15 protein-coding genes and 1 pseudogene are annotated in these 16,700 nt (G+C 61.3%); 11 read left to right on the top strand and 5 right to left on the bottom strand.

The genetic code is table 11. From position 1 onward, the window contains the following. Positions 1-308 precede the first annotated feature (308 nt). On the bottom strand, positions 309-1,340 hold the full coding sequence (locus AC5P7X_RS07845) for a LacI family DNA-binding transcriptional regulator (protein ID WP_053496894.1): 1,032 nt from the start codon (positions 1,338-1,340) through the stop codon (positions 309-311). A 291-nt stretch (positions 1,341-1,631) separates the two neighbouring features. Between AC5P7X_RS07845 and AC5P7X_RS07840 the strand changes: the two genes are divergently transcribed. From AC5P7X_RS07840 to AC5P7X_RS07820, 5 genes are all read left to right on the top strand, one after another. Next, positions 1,632-2,204 (top strand): single-stranded DNA-binding protein, encoded by a 573-nt coding sequence (locus tag AC5P7X_RS07840; RefSeq protein WP_043034165.1) that lies wholly within the window; start codon positions 1,632-1,634, stop codon positions 2,202-2,204. A 501-nt stretch (positions 2,205-2,705) separates the two neighbouring features. After that, positions 2,706-7,241: an RHS repeat-associated core domain-containing protein gene (locus tag AC5P7X_RS07835; protein WP_495214704.1), complete on the top strand. Its 4,536-nt coding sequence runs from the start codon at positions 2,706-2,708 to the stop codon at positions 7,239-7,241. Next, complete coding sequence (locus AC5P7X_RS07830; protein ID WP_049416238.1) at positions 7,228-7,644, top strand: tetratricopeptide repeat protein; 417 nt, start codon at positions 7,228-7,230, stop codon at positions 7,642-7,644. Before AC5P7X_RS07835 ends, AC5P7X_RS07830 begins: the two co-directional genes overlap by 14 nt. A 142-nt stretch (positions 7,645-7,786) precedes the next feature. Beyond that, a complete protein-coding gene (locus AC5P7X_RS07825; RefSeq protein ID WP_425520225.1) occupies positions 7,787-8,626 on the top strand; it encodes an RHS repeat domain-containing protein in 840 nt (279 codons plus the stop codon). A 10-nt stretch (positions 8,627-8,636) separates the two neighbouring features. Beyond that, entirely contained in the window at positions 8,637-9,014 is a 378-nt protein-coding gene (locus AC5P7X_RS07820; RefSeq protein WP_171957772.1) for a tetratricopeptide repeat protein, read from the top strand. A gap of 92 nt (positions 9,015-9,106) precedes the next feature. Here AC5P7X_RS07820 and AC5P7X_RS07815 read toward each other — a convergent pair whose 3' ends face one another. Together AC5P7X_RS07815 and AC5P7X_RS07810 are read right to left on the bottom strand one after the other, a co-directional pair. Next, positions 9,107-9,478 carry an H-NS histone family protein gene (locus tag AC5P7X_RS07815; RefSeq protein WP_171957771.1) on the bottom strand — a complete coding sequence of 124 codons (372 nt, stop codon included), beginning with the start codon at positions 9,476-9,478 and terminating at the stop codon, positions 9,107-9,109. A gap of 81 nt (positions 9,479-9,559) precedes the next feature. After that, a pseudogene (locus AC5P7X_RS07810) lies at positions 9,560-10,077 on the bottom strand (tyrosine-type recombinase/integrase); the annotation flags it as partial. A gap of 469 nt (positions 10,078-10,546) precedes the next feature. On the opposite strand from AC5P7X_RS07810, the gene AC5P7X_RS07805 reads away from it, so the two are divergent. The 6 genes from AC5P7X_RS07805 to AC5P7X_RS07780 all read left to right on the top strand — a co-directional run bounded on the left by AC5P7X_RS07805 (position 10,547) and on the right by AC5P7X_RS07780 (position 15,499). Beyond that, positions 10,547-10,939 carry a tetratricopeptide repeat protein gene (locus AC5P7X_RS07805; protein ID WP_329841463.1) on the top strand — a complete coding sequence of 131 codons (393 nt, stop codon included), beginning with the start codon at positions 10,547-10,549 and terminating at the stop codon, positions 10,937-10,939. A 74-nt stretch (positions 10,940-11,013) separates the two neighbouring features. Continuing rightward, entirely contained in the window at positions 11,014-11,238 is a 225-nt protein-coding gene (locus AC5P7X_RS07800; RefSeq protein ID WP_171957768.1) for a hypothetical protein, read from the top strand. A gap of 318 nt (positions 11,239-11,556) precedes the next feature. Further along, positions 11,557-12,453, top strand: a complete 897-nt coding sequence (locus AC5P7X_RS07795) for a hydroxypyruvate isomerase family protein (protein WP_346607588.1) — start codon at positions 11,557-11,559, stop codon at positions 12,451-12,453. Positions 12,454-12,480: 27 nt separating this feature from the next. Further along, on the top strand, positions 12,481-14,166 hold the full coding sequence (locus tag AC5P7X_RS07790; protein WP_206627239.1) for a GMC oxidoreductase: 1,686 nt from the start codon (positions 12,481-12,483) through the stop codon (positions 14,164-14,166). Continuing rightward, entirely contained in the window at positions 14,166-14,741 is a 576-nt protein-coding gene (locus tag AC5P7X_RS07785) for a gluconate 2-dehydrogenase subunit 3 family protein (protein WP_005415638.1), read from the top strand. The genes AC5P7X_RS07790 and AC5P7X_RS07785 overlap by 1 nt, the downstream gene beginning before the upstream one ends. Then, the gene (locus AC5P7X_RS07780) at positions 14,741-15,499 is read left to right on the top strand and encodes a 3-keto-disaccharide hydrolase (protein WP_053497599.1); all 759 of its coding nucleotides are present in this window, start codon (positions 14,741-14,743) and stop codon (positions 15,497-15,499) included. The genes AC5P7X_RS07785 and AC5P7X_RS07780 overlap by 1 nt, the downstream gene beginning before the upstream one ends. Positions 15,500-15,509: 10 nt before the next feature. On the opposite strand, the gene AC5P7X_RS07775 is transcribed toward AC5P7X_RS07780, so the two are convergent. Then, positions 15,510-15,806 carry a c-type cytochrome gene (locus tag AC5P7X_RS07775; RefSeq protein WP_005415640.1) on the bottom strand — a complete coding sequence of 99 codons (297 nt, stop codon included), beginning with the start codon at positions 15,804-15,806 and terminating at the stop codon, positions 15,510-15,512. A gap of 18 nt (positions 15,807-15,824) precedes the next feature. After that, positions 15,825-16,691 (bottom strand): sugar phosphate isomerase/epimerase family protein, encoded by an 867-nt coding sequence (locus AC5P7X_RS07770; protein WP_206620969.1) that lies wholly within the window; start codon positions 16,689-16,691, stop codon positions 15,825-15,827. Positions 16,692-16,700 lie beyond the last annotated feature (9 nt).

Genomic DNA, 16,700 nt, shown 5'->3' with positions numbered 1-16,700 from the left:
ACCTGAAATCGGGTTGCCGGCCTTGAAGGCTGAAACTCTGGGACGTGCAGCTGCAACGTCCTATAGGACATGTCCCAGAGATCACCGATCTTCGCGGATGTCCTGCAGGCGCAGGGCTGCAACACCGGATCGCATGCGATTGGCTCCCGTTCGACCACCAGCTGGCAGTTCAGGACGGGTGCCCCCGATATGCCACACGTGCGTCGTGTTTATCGCTTACGAGCAGGCAGGCGTCATCCGCCGTTGGTCATGGGGGGAGAATCCCGCCATCGTGCGTTGGCCGGAGCGCCGGCCCAGCGGCGCGGCGCCTACCCGCGCAGGGATGATTCGCGCACGACCAGCTTCACCGGGATGCTCTGGCTGTCCACCGGCTGCCGCCCGATCAGCGCCAGCAGGCGTTCCACCAGCAGCTGCCCGGCCTGCTTGGTGTCCTGCTGCACGGTGGTCAGCGCCGGGGATACCGAAGCGGCCAGCGGGATGTCGTCGAAGCCGGTCACCGCCACGTCCTGCGGTACCCGCAGCCCGGCCTCGCGCAGGGCGCGCATCGCACCGATGGCGATCAGGTCGCTGGCCGCGCAGATCGCATCGATCGGCTCGCCGCGCGCCAGCAGGGCCTGGCAGGCCTCCTGGCCGGAGGCCTCGGTGGTGATCGCATCGTGCTGCAGCGCCGGTTCGGCAGCCAGGCCGTGGTCCTGCAGCGCCGCGACATGGCCGCGGTAGCGCTCCTGGAATTCGGGGTAGTGGCTGGAGGCATGGCCAAGGAAGGCGATGCGGCGGCAGCCCTGCAGCAGCAGATGGGTGGTGATGTCATGCCCGCCCTGGAAGTTGTCGCTGCCGATCGAGACACCGGGCTGGCCAGGCAGGGCGGCGCCCCAGCGCACGAAGTGCGTGCCCTGTTCGACCAGCCGCTGCAGGCGGTCGCGCGATTCGTGGTAGTCGCCGTAGCCGAGCAGGATGATGCCGTCGGCCTTGTTGCTGTCTTCGTAATCGGCCTGCCAGTCGGTGGACAGCTGCTGGAACGACACCAGCAGGTCCTGCCCGTGCAGGGCGCAGGCGCGGGTGATCGAGCCCAGCATCGAATGGAAGAACGGGTTGATCAGCGAATCGTCGTTGGTCGGATCCTCGAAGAACAGCAGGGCCAGCGTGCCGGCATTGCGCAGGCGCAGACTGGAGGCGTTCTTGTCGACCTTGTAATTCAGCTCGCGGGCGATGCGCAGGATGCGCTCGCGGGTCTCGGCGTTGACCATCGGGCTGCCACGCAGGGCCCGCGACACGGTCGGCTGGGAGACCCCGGCCAGGTGGGCGATGTCCAGGGAGGTGGCTTTGCCTTTGATCGTCATGGGCGGGCGGAGCGGGCAGGTGGAAGGTGCCCGGGCATGATGCCATGCGCAGACGCGAATGCCTCTCTGGACGTCGGTCGGGGCGAAGGTAAGTCATTGCCGGACAAGGAAATCAGCCTGATCCTTCGGTGCGGTCGGGGTCTCCTGACCGGGCGGACGGCGGCGGCGATGGTAAGATGCGTCGTTCTCGCATTCCCCAAAATTTCACCAGGGGCGGCCCAGCGTACTGCACCCCGCCCGGGGCTGTGCTATCACTGGCGGTCTGCCCCTGGACAACGGACGAAGGTACCTATGGCGCGCGGCATCAACAAAGTCATCCTGGTCGGCAATCTTGGCAACGACCCGGACGTGAAGTACACCCAGGGCGGCATGGCGATCACCCGCATCAGCCTGGCCACCACCAGCGTCCGCAAGGACAAGGATGGCAACCAGCAGGAGCGCACCGAATGGCACCGCGTGGTGTTCTTCGGCAAGCTCGGCGAGATCGCCGGCGAGTACCTGCGCAAGGGCAGCTCGGTCTACGTCGAAGGCAGCCTGCGTTACGACAAGTACACCGGCCAGGACGGCGTGGAGAAGTACTCCACCGATATCATCGCCGATGAAATGCAGATGCTGGGCGGCCGCGGTGAAGGCGGCGGCGGTGGTGGCGGCAACTACGGCGGCGATCGTCCGCAGCGCCAGCAGGCACCGCGCCAGGAGTACGGCGGCGGTGGCGGCGGCCAGCGTGGTGGCCAGGGCGGTGGCTATGGCAACCAGGGCGGCAACCAGGGCGGCGGCTACGGCAACCAGGGTGGCAACCAGCGTCCGCAGCCGCAGCAGGCGCCGCCGATGGACGACTTCGCTGACGACGATATTCCGTTCTGATTCCCACTTGACGGTTTTAGTGTTGATAGAGGCCCTCATCGTTGCGGATGGGGGCCTTTTTTTCGTTCGGCAGAATCCGGCCGTGATCTAACCTTCTACTTGCGGCAGGGTGTTGATGGATGACTGGCGACACACCATAGCGAATCAGAATGGAGAGCGGCACGGGAAAGCCGTCTGCGCGAGCCCATCGGTGGTGCATGGCTTCGGCGGGTCTTGATACGGCGTGCGAAGGACAGGAGTAAGCCTAACGAGCTGGCGCCGGGCTGTTGCACACCGTGTGGACACGGTTACCGCGGGCCTATGCTCAATTGCGGTGTGCTTCTCCAAAGCTTGTCTTGTCGCACAAAATCTGTCATTAGCTTGCTCTAGGATTTGCCGATCCCCAGCAAGGTTGGGGGAGAAGATGTTCGTTCCGCGCATTAAGGACGGATGTCGGATGGAATCCTTTGGCCGGAATTGCCAGTTTTCTTTCACATGGAGTGTGTACCAATGGCATTTGCAATGCCCCTGCGCAGCCACAAGGCTGCCGCGATTCTCTCCTTCTGCCTAGCTTTAGGCGGTGCATCGACTGCAAGTGCAGCCACCTACTACGGCCCTCCCTACAAGGTCCAGTCGTTCCGTGGGGTTGGCTCGTTTGAGAGCGTCGGTGCTGCGGTCAACTTCCTGGTCGGGAAGATCCAAGCGCCTTGCCAACAGGACCCCAAGTGCACCAAGCCGCCCGTTGTTACCGTGCGATACGGCAACGATGGCTGGGCGGCGACGATCTACGTCAACGGGAGTGCAAGTGACAATGTTTTTGCTTCCGAGATATTGATTGGGCAGCCCCAGAAAAATTTCGGCGGGTGCCAGAAGCGTTGCTCGGCTGGGCTTGGCTCCGCTACCGATGGAACTGGGGCTCGAGGTGCTGCTGACAGTGCTTCAAAGGCCAATGCCCGTGATCCAGGAAGCCCGTTTGAGGGTGATCCGATCAATACCTCCACTGGCAACTTCTATCGGCAGGAAACGGACTTCGAGTCTCCGTCAGGCCTGATGTTCCGGCGGTTCTACAACAGTTCTCCCCGTGCCCCGGGTTCTTCCTTGGGGCGTCAGTGGCGCCACCTGTTTGATCGGCGACTTGAGGTGCTAGCTTCCAATACTGGAGCCGCCGGAGAATACACGTTCATCCGTGCTATTCGGCCGGATGGCAGTTCAGAGCGGTTCACTCGAACCTCAAGCGGCTGGACCGTCGACGCCGATGTGGCAGACGTGCTCGTTGATCGAGAGGCGGGCACCGGCTATGCATTGCAGTTGGCGGCGAACCGCCAAACCGAAATCTACGATGCAACAGGCTTGCTGAAGGAGGTCTATGACTCTGCAGGCAGGAAGCTTCTGTATTTGCAGTATTCGGACGCAACCACGCCGGCAGATGTGGCGCCAGTCGCTGGACTCCTGTTGACCGTTGGCGACGCCAGCGGGCGCACGTTGAGCTTCAAGTATGATGCCTCATCGCGATTGACCACGATGATGTTGCCAGACGGTGCATCGCAAACGTTTGGCTACAACCCCGCAGGACAGCTTGCCTCGGTGACCTATCCGGACGCCACAAGCAAGGGTTACATCTACAACGAAACAGCCAACAGCCCCACTGTCGCAGGGACGTCCTTCCTCACAGGGATTGTGGATGAGAAAGGCGTTCGTCACGAGACCATTAAATTCGACTACAACCATCGCGCCTATCACGCAGAGTTCGCTGGCGGAGTTGATACCACAACCTTGGACTACGCCGCTTCCACCTGGAAGGGAACGCTGCCAGTAACCGTCAAGGGGCCACTCGGAGCCACTTCCAAGTTAGGCTTCGTGGATACAGGAAAGGGGCGTCTGATGCCCGCGGGCGGTTCGGCCGCCTGCGGTGACCAATGCAACCAACCCTACAAGGCCATGACCTATGACGTGAACGGCTACCCGGCGTCGGTCACGGACTTCAAGGGAATCACTACAAGGACCACTTACACGGCAGACGGGTTGCTGGCCGAACAGGTTGACGCCGCCGACACCCCCCAGCAGCGCACCACGACGACCACGTGGGATAACGCACTGCGTTTGCCCCTGAGTCGGGTGGTAAAGAACTCTGCGGGCGTGGCCGTTTCCAGCAGTTCATGGAAGTACAACGCGTTGGGCCTGGAGGTCGCGCGGTGCGAGGTGGATCCTGCTAATTCGGCTGCGGTCGGGTATGCGTGCGGAGCTGCAACCAATGCACCCGCTGGGGTTCGTCAATGGACCACCGCCTACTGCTCGGCGGTGGATGCCACCCAATGCCCGCAAATCGGTCTTGTCCTTGCAGAAGACGGGCCTCGGACCGATGTTCAGGACGTTACCAGGTACAGCTACTACCTGGCCGCGGATGAGTCGGGTTGCGGCGTTCTCGGGGGCTCCTGCCACCGCGCTGGTGACCTTCAGTCCGAGACCAATGCTCTCGGTCAAGTGACGACACGGCTGGCCTACGACCGAAATGGACGTGTCAGCCGCCTTCGAGACGTGACCGGCACGATCCATGATTTTGGCTATTCCACTCGAGGCAAGCTTACCTCGATAACCGAGCGGAACAGCATGGACGGAGCTGCGTCCACCAACGATCGAGTGACCTCCCTGTCCTATGACGCAACAGGTAATGTCGCATCGGTTGCTGACCCCGATGGAGTATCCCTCAGCTACGCTTACGATGATGCGCACCGTCTCGTCCAGATCAATGACGGGGCCGGGAACAACATTCGCTACACCCTCGATGTGGCAGGCAATCGCACGAAAGAGGAGGTGTTCGACGCAGGTGGTGGACTGAAGCGTTCGCTCTCTCGCGTTTACAACAAGCTGGGGCAACTGGTGTCCCAGAAGACGGCAGCGGGGAATTCAACCGACTTTACGTATGATCTGGCGAACAACGTCCAGCTCATCACCGATGCCCTGAAGCGCAAGACGCAGTTTGACTACGATCCCTATGGAAGGCCCAGCAGGGTGCTTCAGGACGTTTCCGGAATGGCGGTCGAGACGCGATACGAGTATGACGTCGAAGGCCGGACCACCAAGGTGGTCGATCCCAAAGGCCTGGCGACCATTTACGGCTATTCAGGGCTGGGCGACTTGTTGAGCCGCCAGAGTCCTGACACGGGCGCAACCACTGCCAGTTACAACAGTGCAGGGCAGCCGGCGAAGCAGGTTGACGCCAATGGCACGGCTAGCAGCTACACATACGATGCCCTGGGACGCGTGGTGCGCAAGGTTTATGGGGACCAAGCGATTGTTGCGTCATACGTGTATGACCAAGTCGAGGACATCTGCTCAGCCGGTGAGTCGTTTGCAAGCGGCCGGCTCTCATCCATGCAGGATGACGGCGCTAAAACCCAGTATTGCTACGATCGCGCCGGAAATGTGACGCGCAAGGTGCAGACGTCATCGGGGCAGAGCGTAGGCGTCAGCTATGCCTATACCAATGCTGGCCGACTTCGTTCTGTCACCTATCCTGACGGAATGGTGGCGGACTACAAGCGAGATGCAGCCGGCATGGTCACCGAGATCGGCGTGACGCGACCGGGTGCTGCTCGTGTCGTGTTGCTTTCCAGTGCAAAGCGCCATCCCTTCGGCCCCACTGCAGGCTGGGCCTACGGCAACGGGCGTACGCTGGCGCGAGACGTTGACCAGGATTACCGTCCGTCAGCGTTGATCGGCAGTGGCTCGGGAGCACTGAATGCAGCCTTCTCGTTCAGTGCCGTGGGCGAGTTGACCGGCCTCACCTCCGGAGGGACTGGGGCAACGTCCGTATCGATGACCTATGACGCATTGAGCCGACTGACTGCCTTCAAGGATGCGGCGACTGGCTCGATCATCGACAGCTACGCCTACGACGCCACGGGCAATCGCACGTCCGCGAAGGTCAATGGAGTTGATCAAGCCTACGTCTATCCGTCAGACAGTCATCGCCTGCAAAGCGCCGGGGGCGTGTCGCGTGCCTACGATGCGGCTGGCAACACGCTTTCGATCCAAGGCGTAGAACGCGAGTTTGCTTACAACGCAATGGGGCGCCTGAGTGCGGTGAAGCGAAACGGCGCGGTTGCTGCGGAATACCATTACAACGATCTTGGCCAGCAGATAGCACGTAAGGCCGGAGGTGCCTCAGCGCTGAGTCTCTACGATGAGCGCGGGCAATGGCTGGGGGAATACGACCAGGCGGGTATTGCGCGTCAGCAGGTGATCTGGTTGGACAACCTGCCTGTCGGATTGCTGAAGGGTAGCGCGCTCTACTACGTTCAGCCGGATCATCTGGGCACCCCTCGCGTTGTCGTTGATCCAGCCCGTGACGTCGCAGTTTGGAGTTGGGATCTGAAGGGGGAAGCGTTCGGTGCGACGGCACCAAACGAGGATCCGGACCAGGACGGCACGCTGTTTGAGTTCGCGATGCGCTTCCCTGGGCAGCGATACGACGCTGAAAGCGGCCTTCACTACAACGTTCAGCGTGACTACGATCCCGCCAGTGGCCGCTTCGTGACGTCAGACCCGCTCGGATTGCAGGGGGGAATCAGCACCTATGGCTACGTGAAGGGCAACCCTCTCACCTCGGTTGACCCGGATGGGATGCTGGCAATTCCTTTGCTGCCCCCGCCCCCCGTGGTCACGGGCGCCCCGGGTGCCGTTGGGGCGTACAATGAGACAGACCTCAGCAATCCGAACGGCAATTGGGATTTTGGTCCGAAAATCAACTTGGACTCCCTCAAGAATGTTTTGATGCTCCAAGAAATGATGGGGATCGGTCCCAACGGTTTGCTCAATCCCAATAGCGCTACGTCGCAGATGTCATTGGCAGTGCTGAAGCAAGCCTGCTCGGACAGAGACAAGGATGAGGACTGCAGGAAGGAGATTGAGCACTGCGTGTCAATCTGCAGTCGCGCTCGCAGGGATCCCGACCTTAAGGGAGTATGGGGTGGAAGCAGGGCCCGTTGCCTTACTGGATGCGTATCTTGGCGTTGCCAAGACAAAATAACTGAAGATGACCTCAATGGAATTCGATGAAGTAAAAAGCTGGCTTGAAGCGGGAGACGTTCCTAGAGCGCGCGCTTGGCTGATTGATTTCGTTGACCAAGGCCATGAAACGGAAGGGGCTTGGCTACTTCTCGCAGCCATCGGCATGCGCGCGAATGACGCAGAATTGTCCCTTCGCGCGTTTCGGGCACTCGAAAAGACCCGCCCTCACGATGCCTATGTGGCGTCTGGGTTGGTCGATGCACTTATGAGTATCGAGCGCTACCAGGAGGCCCGCGAGGTAATCCTCTCCTTCCGTAAGGTGGCTAAAAGAGGCGCTCCCTTCCACGATGCAGTCTTGGAAGAACACGAGGACGCACTGAGTTTGATTGAAGAGCGAATGCGTGCGGAGCAGCCGTCGTTGGGTGACGGCCGAACTGGGAGCGGTGATTGAAGATGTCAGGAGAGGGGCATTCCCTCCCCTGGTTGAGGTCCAGTCATCTGATTGTCAATAGGAGGCGCTTCAGCTTGAGCAATCAAGACGCCTCCAGGGCCGCGTCGGTGGCTTTCGGCGACCGGGTATTGCACTTCAGCAGGTGATCTGGTCGGACAACCTGCCCGTCGGATTGTTGAAGGGCAGCGCCCTCTACTACGTTCAGCCGGATCATCTGGGCACCCCTCGCGTTGTCGTTGACCCAGCCCGTGACGTCGCAGTTTGGAGTTGGGATCTGAAGGGGGAAGCGTTCGGTGCGACGGCACCAAACGAGGATCCGGACCAGGACGGCACGCTGTTTGAGTTCGCGATGCGCCTCCCTGGGCAGCGATACGACGCTGAGAGCGGTCTTCACTACAACGTTCAGCGTGACTACGATCCCGCCAGTGGCCGCTTCGTGACGTCAGACCCGCTCGGATTGCAGGGGGGGATCAGCACCTACGGCTACGTGAAGGGCAACCCGCTCGCATCAATTGACCCCGATGGGATGCAGGCAATTCCTTTACTACCCCCGCCCCCCGTGGTCACGGGCGCCCCCGGTGCCGTTGGGGCGTACAATGGGGGCGACCTCAGCAATCCGAACGGCAATTGGGATTTTGGTCCAAAGATCAACAGCGATAGCCTTAGGAATGCCCTTAAGGCGGGTGAGATGCTGGGGGTTGGGACAAACGGTCTCCTTGGGCCGAATGGCATCCTGAATCCGCAGAGTTCCGCGTCCAAGATGGCGGTTGCGTTGATTCGGTCGGCATGTGCGGATGGGGAGGATGATCTTGAGGCAGACTGCCAAGAGCACATTCAAGCCTGCAAAGTGACATGCACGCGCGCAGGCGGTGACTTCAGACAGCCTAGTGTTTGGGGGGGAAGCTTCGTTCGTTGCATGACCGGCTGCGTCCCGCACCGCTGTCAAGACTTGATCAAGGAGAGCGATGTCAATGGATATTAGGAGTGCCAAGTTGCTGCTGGAGTCGGGCGACCTGGATGGTGCTCGTAAACAACTGTTGGAGATCGTTGAGCGTGATCCCTCTTCCGAGCGCGCTTGGCTATTGTTGGTCGGCCTCGGTTTTCGAACAAATGACGCGAATCTATCGCTGCAAGCGTTGCGCCAGCTTGAAAAAACCCGACCGCGTGACGCGTTCGTTGTTTCTGGGTTGGTGGACTGTTTGATTCAGCTGGAGCGCTATGGCGAGGCGAAGGAGGTCATTCGCGCCTTTTCGGATGCAGCCGTTCCTGGAATTCCTGCTCACGATACCGTGCTGCAAGAACATCGCAGAGCACTTCAGTTCATCAACGATAGACTTGAGGCTGCAGGCAAGAGCTCGGGCTCACCCTGACATTCAGTCCTGCATCATTCATCGGCCGGCCGGCCGGCCGGTCGGCCGGCTGCATGCTAGGCAGAAGCCGGCCGCCTTGATTAGTCGCAGGATTAACTAATCAGGAAATCTTGAGGCAATGCTCCCTTAGCAACCAGCAGGGCCATCCACTTGGGCTGCCTACCGCGCCCAGTCCAAGTCTCTTCAGGATTGGCCGGGTTGCGATACTTCGGAGCCACCTTGCCCAGTTTGCGGGCCGAAGGGCTTTTCCGGACGTTTGTCTTCTTGGACTTGCTGGGCGCCGCCGCATCAGGAACTCCGTAGAGTTCCTCGATTGTGTAGCCATGATCCTTGACGTATTTGTTGATCTTGGCACGCATGGCAGCAGCCTTCGGGCGTGTCAGGATCTTGGTCTGCTGCTTCTCTGCGGTGCTGATCAAAGAGCGCAGCTCTTTGACCGACAATCCCGTCAAATCGATAGGCATTAGAGATTTCCTCAAAATGGACAGCCGTTAGCCTAGTGTTGAACGAGCTTGATTGCCACACGCGCGGTGGCCGGGTGGCCATTATGGGTAGAACTTGCTGGGGTCGGAAAGCTGTGCTGCGAACTGACCTCGCTCATACTTAGGCAGTTCAACGCTAGGCTGGTAACGCTTGATGGTGCGAACCTTCTTATTTTGAGCCAACGCTGGTTTTTTGTGGAAGTAGGCCTCGTGCAAGACGGCGACACGCTTGTTGGGCGAGTGCCCGGTGATCAGTGCGATGACCTCTTCCGGGATGTCCTGGTGATGAAGTTCCGTGGCGATGGTGTGGCGGAATGCATGAAACCCAACACCCTTTCTGAAGCCCAGACGCTTCATGTAGGTGCTGAACTGGTTGAGTGCCGCTTGGCTGTAGCGAGCGTTTGAGTCGCCCGTTTTGCGGTTGACACCCGCCGAGAGGTGAGGAAAAGCCGAGGATGGCCGCATTGTCGAATGTCTTCCACGAAGTCCAGGAAGTCAGCGTCAATGAGTTGCTGTGCGATGGGCACGTCCCGGATGGCGGATCTGCCTTTCAAGCGTTGTCGGCTTCTGCCTCGGTTCTTACGTGAAGGGCAACCCGCTCGCATCAGTTGATCCCGATGGGATGCAGGCAATTCCTTTGCTGCCCCCGCCCCCCGTGGTCACGGGCGCCCCGGGTGCTGTTGGGGCGTACAATGGAGGCGACCTCCGCAATCCGAACGGCAACTGGGACTTTGGCCCAATGATCAACAGCGATAGCCTTCGGAATGCCCTTAAGGCAGGGGAGATGCTGGGAGTTGGGCCAAGGTATTCTGAATCCGAATAGTCCAGCGTCGCAGATGGCTGTTGCATTGATCAAATCTGCGTGTGCCGACGGAGATGACGACGACTTCGTTGCTGACCGCCAAAGCTATATCCAGGGCTGTAAGACTACCTGCACTCGCGCTAAAGATGATTTCAACCAGCCGGGTCTCTGGGGTGGGAACTTGGCACGCTGTATGCTTGGGTGCGTTCCCTATCGGTGCCAGAAGTTAATGAAGCAGAGCGACCTTGATGGATATTGATAAAATTACCAGTATGCTTGAGGCGGGTGACGACAATGCCGCGCGTCACCACCTTTTGGATCTTGTAAAGCGCGATCCCGCTTGTGAGGTCGCGTGGTTGTTTCTTGTTGGGATTGGTTTTCGGAGCGATGACGCGGAGTTGTCCCTCTGGGCGCTTCGTGCGCTTGAGAAGCTTCGTCCTCGCGATGTGTTGGTCGCGTCTGGACTCGTGGACAGCCTGCTTCGGCTGAAACGATATGAGGAAGCTAAGGAGGTCATTCATGCCTTCTCCAAGATTGCTTGTCTTGGTATGCCCGCCCATGACACAGTCCTCGAAGAACATCGCAGGGCCCTTCAGTTCATCAACGATAGCGTTGAGGCTGCAGGTGACGAAGACGAATAGCTGACGCGTTTGCTAATCGCGAAGCCTTGGTTTGATCGATTACTTTCGCTCGACGTCACGAGCTCTGCGCCTTGATGAGGTTGCTCTCCCAGCCGTGCGTGGCTGGCAGCGTTATCTTCGATGAATTTCTCAAGCTTTTGCGCGAGAACTTTGTTTTTGATTCGCCCAAGGCAGGCGTTGCCTTGGTTTGGATGATGAGGATGGCGAAGTTCTTGGGCCTGGATGAAGTAAAGGAATGGCTTGAAGGCGGGGACATCCCTGGCGCGCGCCTGCCGGGCCGTGTCGATGCTCTTGACTGACGGGTGCACCTGACGAGTGCAGATGTTTACGTTAGAACAGGCTCAATCGAACAGAACGCCTACCTTGCTTGACCAGCGAGGATTTGTTTACACGTTTGGTAGTCACAACTGTTCTGATCGGACGCTCGCCTGCAGCAGAAAAGAAAGCCCCGCTCATGCGGGGCTTTTCTTTGTCCGCGATTCCTGCGGAGTTGTGCTTCGCAGCATCAGTTTTCGTGCACCGCGACTTGCAAACAGACAATTTCCTCCCCTATGGTGCAATCGATTGCATTGCAGTGAATCGTTGCGTTTGATACCGGTTGGGAGGCCGGCAGGTGGATGTCCGTCCATTCGATCAGACCGGCTCCGGCCACGGGGCTCACGCGGCGTGATGCGTTGCGCATGGCGGTTGCTGGAGGCGTAGCCCTGGGTACTGCGGGAGCGTTGCCTGCATTCGCCGCCACCGCAGCGCTCAAGGGCAACCTGAAGCATTCCGTCGCCCGCTGGACCTTCCCGCAGCTGTCGGTCGCCCAGCTCTGCACGACGGTGAAGGACATCGGCTTCGCCGCCATCGACCTGGCCGGCCCGGATGACTGGCCCACGCTGAAAGCCCACGGCGTCTACAGCTCGATGTGCAACGGTGCGGAGCTGGGCCTGACCAAGGGCTTTGCCGGCCGTGAGTTCCACGACCCGCTGGTGGAGCGCTACACGCGGCACATCGACCTGGTCGCCGATGCCGGCTATCGCAATCTCATCTGCTTCTCCGGCAACCGCAATGGCATGGACCCCCACGACGGCATGGCCAATGCCGAGGCCGGCCTCAAGCGCGTCCTCGGGCATGCCGAGAAGCGCGGCGTCGTGCTGGTGATGGAACTGCTGAACTCCAGGGTCGACCATCGCGACTACCTGTGCGACCACTCCGCATGGGGCGTGGAGCTGTGCCAGCGGCTCGGCTCGGACAATTTCGGCCTGCTCTACGACATCTACCACATGCAGATCATGGAGGGCGACATCATCGCCACCATCGGAAAACACCATGCCTGTTTCAAGCACTACCACACCGCAGGCGTGCCCGGCCGGAACGAGATCGGAGACCGGCAGGAGCTGAACTATCCGGCCATCTGTCGCGCGATCCGCGACACCGGTTTCAAGGGGTATCTGGCGCAGGAGTTCATGCCTGCCGCGCCCGATCCCGTTGCCTCATTGCGCGAGGCGATCCGCCTCTGCGACGTCTGAAACGATATCCACCCAGGTGAGAGACCCATGGCAGATAATCACTACGACGCCATCGTTGTTGGCTCGGGAATCAGTGGCGGTTGGGCGGCAAAAGAGCTGACCGAGAAGGGCCTGAAGGTCCTGATGCTGGAACGAGGACGCAACATCGAGCACGTCAAGGACTACGTCAATGCGATGAAGGAAGCGTGGGACTTCCCGCACCGCAATCGGCCAACGCAGGCGATGAAGGCCGCTTTTCCGGTGCTGATGCGCGACTACGGCCTCGCCGAGAACCTGGAAGGAATGTGGGCCAACGAGCAGGACTCACCCTACATCGAAACCAAGCGTTTCGACTGGTTCCGTGGCTACCACGTCGGTGGGCGCTCGCTGATGTGGGGCCGGCAGAGCTATCGGTTTTCCGACCTGGACTTCGAAGCCAACCTCAAGGACGGCATCGCCACCGACTGGCCGATACGCTACGCCGACATCGCGCCGTGGTATGACCATGTGGAAAAGTTCGCCGGCATCGCCGGCACGCGCGAGGGACTGGACGTGCTGCCGGATGGTGAGTTCCTGCCGCCGGTTCCGTTGAACATCGTCGAGAAGGACGTGGCCGCACGGATCAAGAAGGCCTTTGGTGGCACGCGGCACATGATCCACTCGCGCACTGCCAACATCACCCAGCCGATGCCCGAGCAGGGGCGCGTGAACTGCCAGTATCGAAACAAGTGCATTCTGGGCTGTCCCTTTGGTGCCTACTTCTCCACCCAGTCGGCGACGCTGCCGGCGGCGATGAAGACCGGCAACCTGACCCTGCGGCCGTTCTCGATCGTCAAGGAAGTGCTCTACGACAAGGATCGCAAGCGTGCGCGTGGCGTGGAGGTGATCGACGCCGAGACCGGGCAGACCTATCAGTACACGGCCAAGGTCATCTTCCTCAACGCATCGTCCTTCAACTCGACCTGGCTGCTGATGAACTCGGCCACCGATGTGTGGGAAGGCGGGCTGGGCTCTTCGTCGGGCGAGCTGGGGCACAACGTGATGGACCATCATTTCGGTGCGGGCGCCTCGGGCCGGGTCGAGGGCTACGAAGACAAGTACTACTTCGGCCGCCGTCCGTGCGGCTTCTACATTCCGCGGTTCCGCAATGTCGCCGCCGACAAGCGTGGCTACCTGCGCGGATTCGGCTACCAGGGCGGTGCCAGCCGCACCGGCTGGTCGCGCGAGATCGCCGAGCTGAACATCGGTGCCGACCTGAAGGAGGCGCTGACCGTGCCGGGTGACTGGCGCATCGGCATGACCGGGTTCGGTGAGATGCTGCCGCACCACGACAACACGATCCACCTGGACCGCGACCGTAAGGACAAGTGGGGGCTGCCGGTGCTGGCGATGGATGTGTCCATGCGCGCCAACGAACTGGCGATGCGCAAGGACATGGCCGCTGACGCCGCCGAGATGCTGGAGGCGGCCGGGGTCAAGGACGTGAAGATGCACGACAACGACTATGCCCCGGGCAAGGGCATCCATGAGATGGGGACTGCGCGTATGGGACGTGACCGGAAGAGCTCGGTGTTGAACGCGCACAACCAGGTGTGGGATGCGCCCAATGTGTACGTCACCGACGGTGCCTGCATGACCTCCAGCGCCTGCGTGAATCCGTCGCTGACCTACATGGCGCTGACCGCGCGCGCGGCCGACCACGCGGTACGCGAACTGAAAGCGGGGAACCTGTGATGGATCGCCGCGAACTGCTGAAGATGATCGTCGCCGCCACCGGTGCGGCGATGGTTGGCCTGCCAGCGCTGGTGCATGGCAAAGCACCAGCGGCCGGGATGATGGCCGCGTTCTCCGATGCCGAAATCGGCACGCTGGACGAGATTGCCGAAACCATCCTGCCGCGGACCCGGACACCCGGGGCGAAGGACGCGGGCGCCGGTGCGTTCATGGCGACGTTCGTCAGCGACTGCTACACCGCCAGGCAGCAGGCGGTGTTCCGCGCCGGGCTGGCGGACATCGACAAGCGCGCCGGTGGCCGCTTCGTGTCGCTCACGCCGGAGGCGCGCACCGGGTTGCTGCGTACACTGGATGCCGAAGCCAAGGCGCGCAATGCAGACGTGACCGAGACCGGAACGCCCGAAGAGGGCGAAGCCATGCCGCATTACTTCACGATGATCAAGCAGCTGGCCATCTTCGGCTTCTTCACCTCCAAGGTCGGTGCGACCGGGGTGCTGCAGTATGTCGCCGTGCCGGGGCGCTACGACGGTGACCTCGCCTATGTCCCCGGCACACCTGCCTGGGGGACCAGCTGATGGACACCAACCTGATGATCCGCCCTGCGTTGATCACCGCCGGCCTGCTGGCCGCTGCATCTGCGTTCGCACAGGACAATGCCGACGCTGTGCGTGACCCGAAGAAGACCGAAGTGTGGAGTCCTGTGCCCGCGACCGTGGCAACGCCACCTGGCAAGGCACCGTCCGATGCGATCGTGCTGTTCGATGGCAAGGATGTCTCCGCGTGGGAGGCGGAGCAGGGTGGCAGCGTGCCCTGGGAGGTGGCCGATGGCGCCATGACTGTCGTTCCGGGCAGCAAGGGCATCCGCACCCGGCAACGCTTCTGCGATGTCCAGCTGCATGTCGAGTGGCGCACGCCCACCGAAACGAAGGGCTTCGACGGCCAGAACCGGGGCAACAGCGGGATCTTCCTGCAGGAACTGTATGAACTGCAGGTGCTCGACAGTTACCACAACCCGACCTATGCCAATGGCCAGGCGGGTTCCATCTACAAGCAGGCCATGCCACGGGTGAACGCCTCGCGCGCACCGGGCCAGTGGCAGGTCTACGACATCATCTGGAAGGCCCCGCGCTTCTCGCCGGGCGGCGGCCTGACGTCGCCCGCACGGATCACCGTGCTGCACAACGGCGTGCTGGTACAGGACGACACCGTGCTGGCGGGCAGGACCGAATACATCGGTGCGCCTTCGTACGCACCGCATGGGTGCGCGCCGCTGTATCTGCAGGAACATGACTCCAAGGTCAGCTACCGCAACATCTGGGTGCGCGAGCTGTAGCGCTCACCGGCTACTTCGCCAGGTAGCTGGCGATGTCATCGATCTCCTGCTGTGACAGCTGCGGGAAGGGTGGCATCAGGCCGCCGCCCTTCCTGATCCTGTCCTTGACCTGGGCGGGCTGCAGCCGCTTGCCGACATCGGTGAGCGCCGGGAACGTCGGTGGTACACCGGTGCGTTCAGCACCGTGGCAGGCAGTGCAGTGCTGGGCGTAGAGTTTCGCACCTGCGGCCGGGTCGTCCTTGGCCCACGCTGCCGTCGCAACGTTCATGCCGCCCAGGGCCACGGCCACTGCCAGGATCATTTTCATGTGGGGCTCCTTGATGCGTCAGCGGTGGGCGCGGGTGGGCGGGTTGGTAGTCAGGTGTTCACGCAGGTAGTCCGCGCCGGCCTGGATGACCTTGGCAGGGTCGCGTGGCTGGTCGTGTTCCACGATGTACCACTGCACGCCAGCGTTGGCGGCGGCTGGCAGGATCGCGTTCCAGTCCAGCACGCCCTGGCCGACCGCAGCGAATCCACCTTCGTCTTCGGCCTGGCCCTTGGGCGCATTGTCCTTGGCGTGTACCGCAAATACGTGGCCGCGGAACTTGCCAAGCATCACGACCGGGTCCAGGCCCGCGCGCGCGACCCAGGCCAGGTCCAGTTCGGTCTGCAGCTCGGGGCCGGCGGCGTCGAACAGCAGCTCCAGTCCGGTTCTGCCATTGAAGTCGACCAGCTCGAAGTCGTGGTTGTGGTAGGCCAGCTGCATCCCCTTGCCGCGCACCTGCCTGGCAATCCGGCCCAGCTCCCGTCCCAATGCGGTCCAGCCGGCGGCATCGTGCGGGCGGTCCTTCTGGTCCAGGTAGGGCACCACCAGCGTGCTGTTGCCAATCGAGCGGTTGAAGGCCACCACGGCATCCAGGTTGTCGCGCAGCTCGGCCAGCTGAACGTGCGACGAAACCGCTTTGATCGAGTAACGGTCCAGCAATTGTTTCAGTTCCACAGCGCTTGCATTCTGCGTACCGACGGTCTCCACCGCACGCACACCCGCGTCGTGGACGATCTTCAGCTGCTGGTCGAGCGGCCCGGCATTGCGCAGCGTGTACATCTGCACGGCGATGGGCTTCTGCGCACCGGCTGTGTTTCCTGCGAAGGCGGGCAGGACTGCGAGCAGCAGCAGGACGAGGGTTGCAGTTCTACGGACAGGGACGTTCATCAACAGATC

The sequence above is a fragment of the Stenotrophomonas sp. YJH_SMC_53 genome (assembly GCF_059369995.1).
The sequence above is the reverse complement of the archived record's forward strand: the minus strand, read 5'-3'. Positions and strand labels throughout refer to the sequence as shown.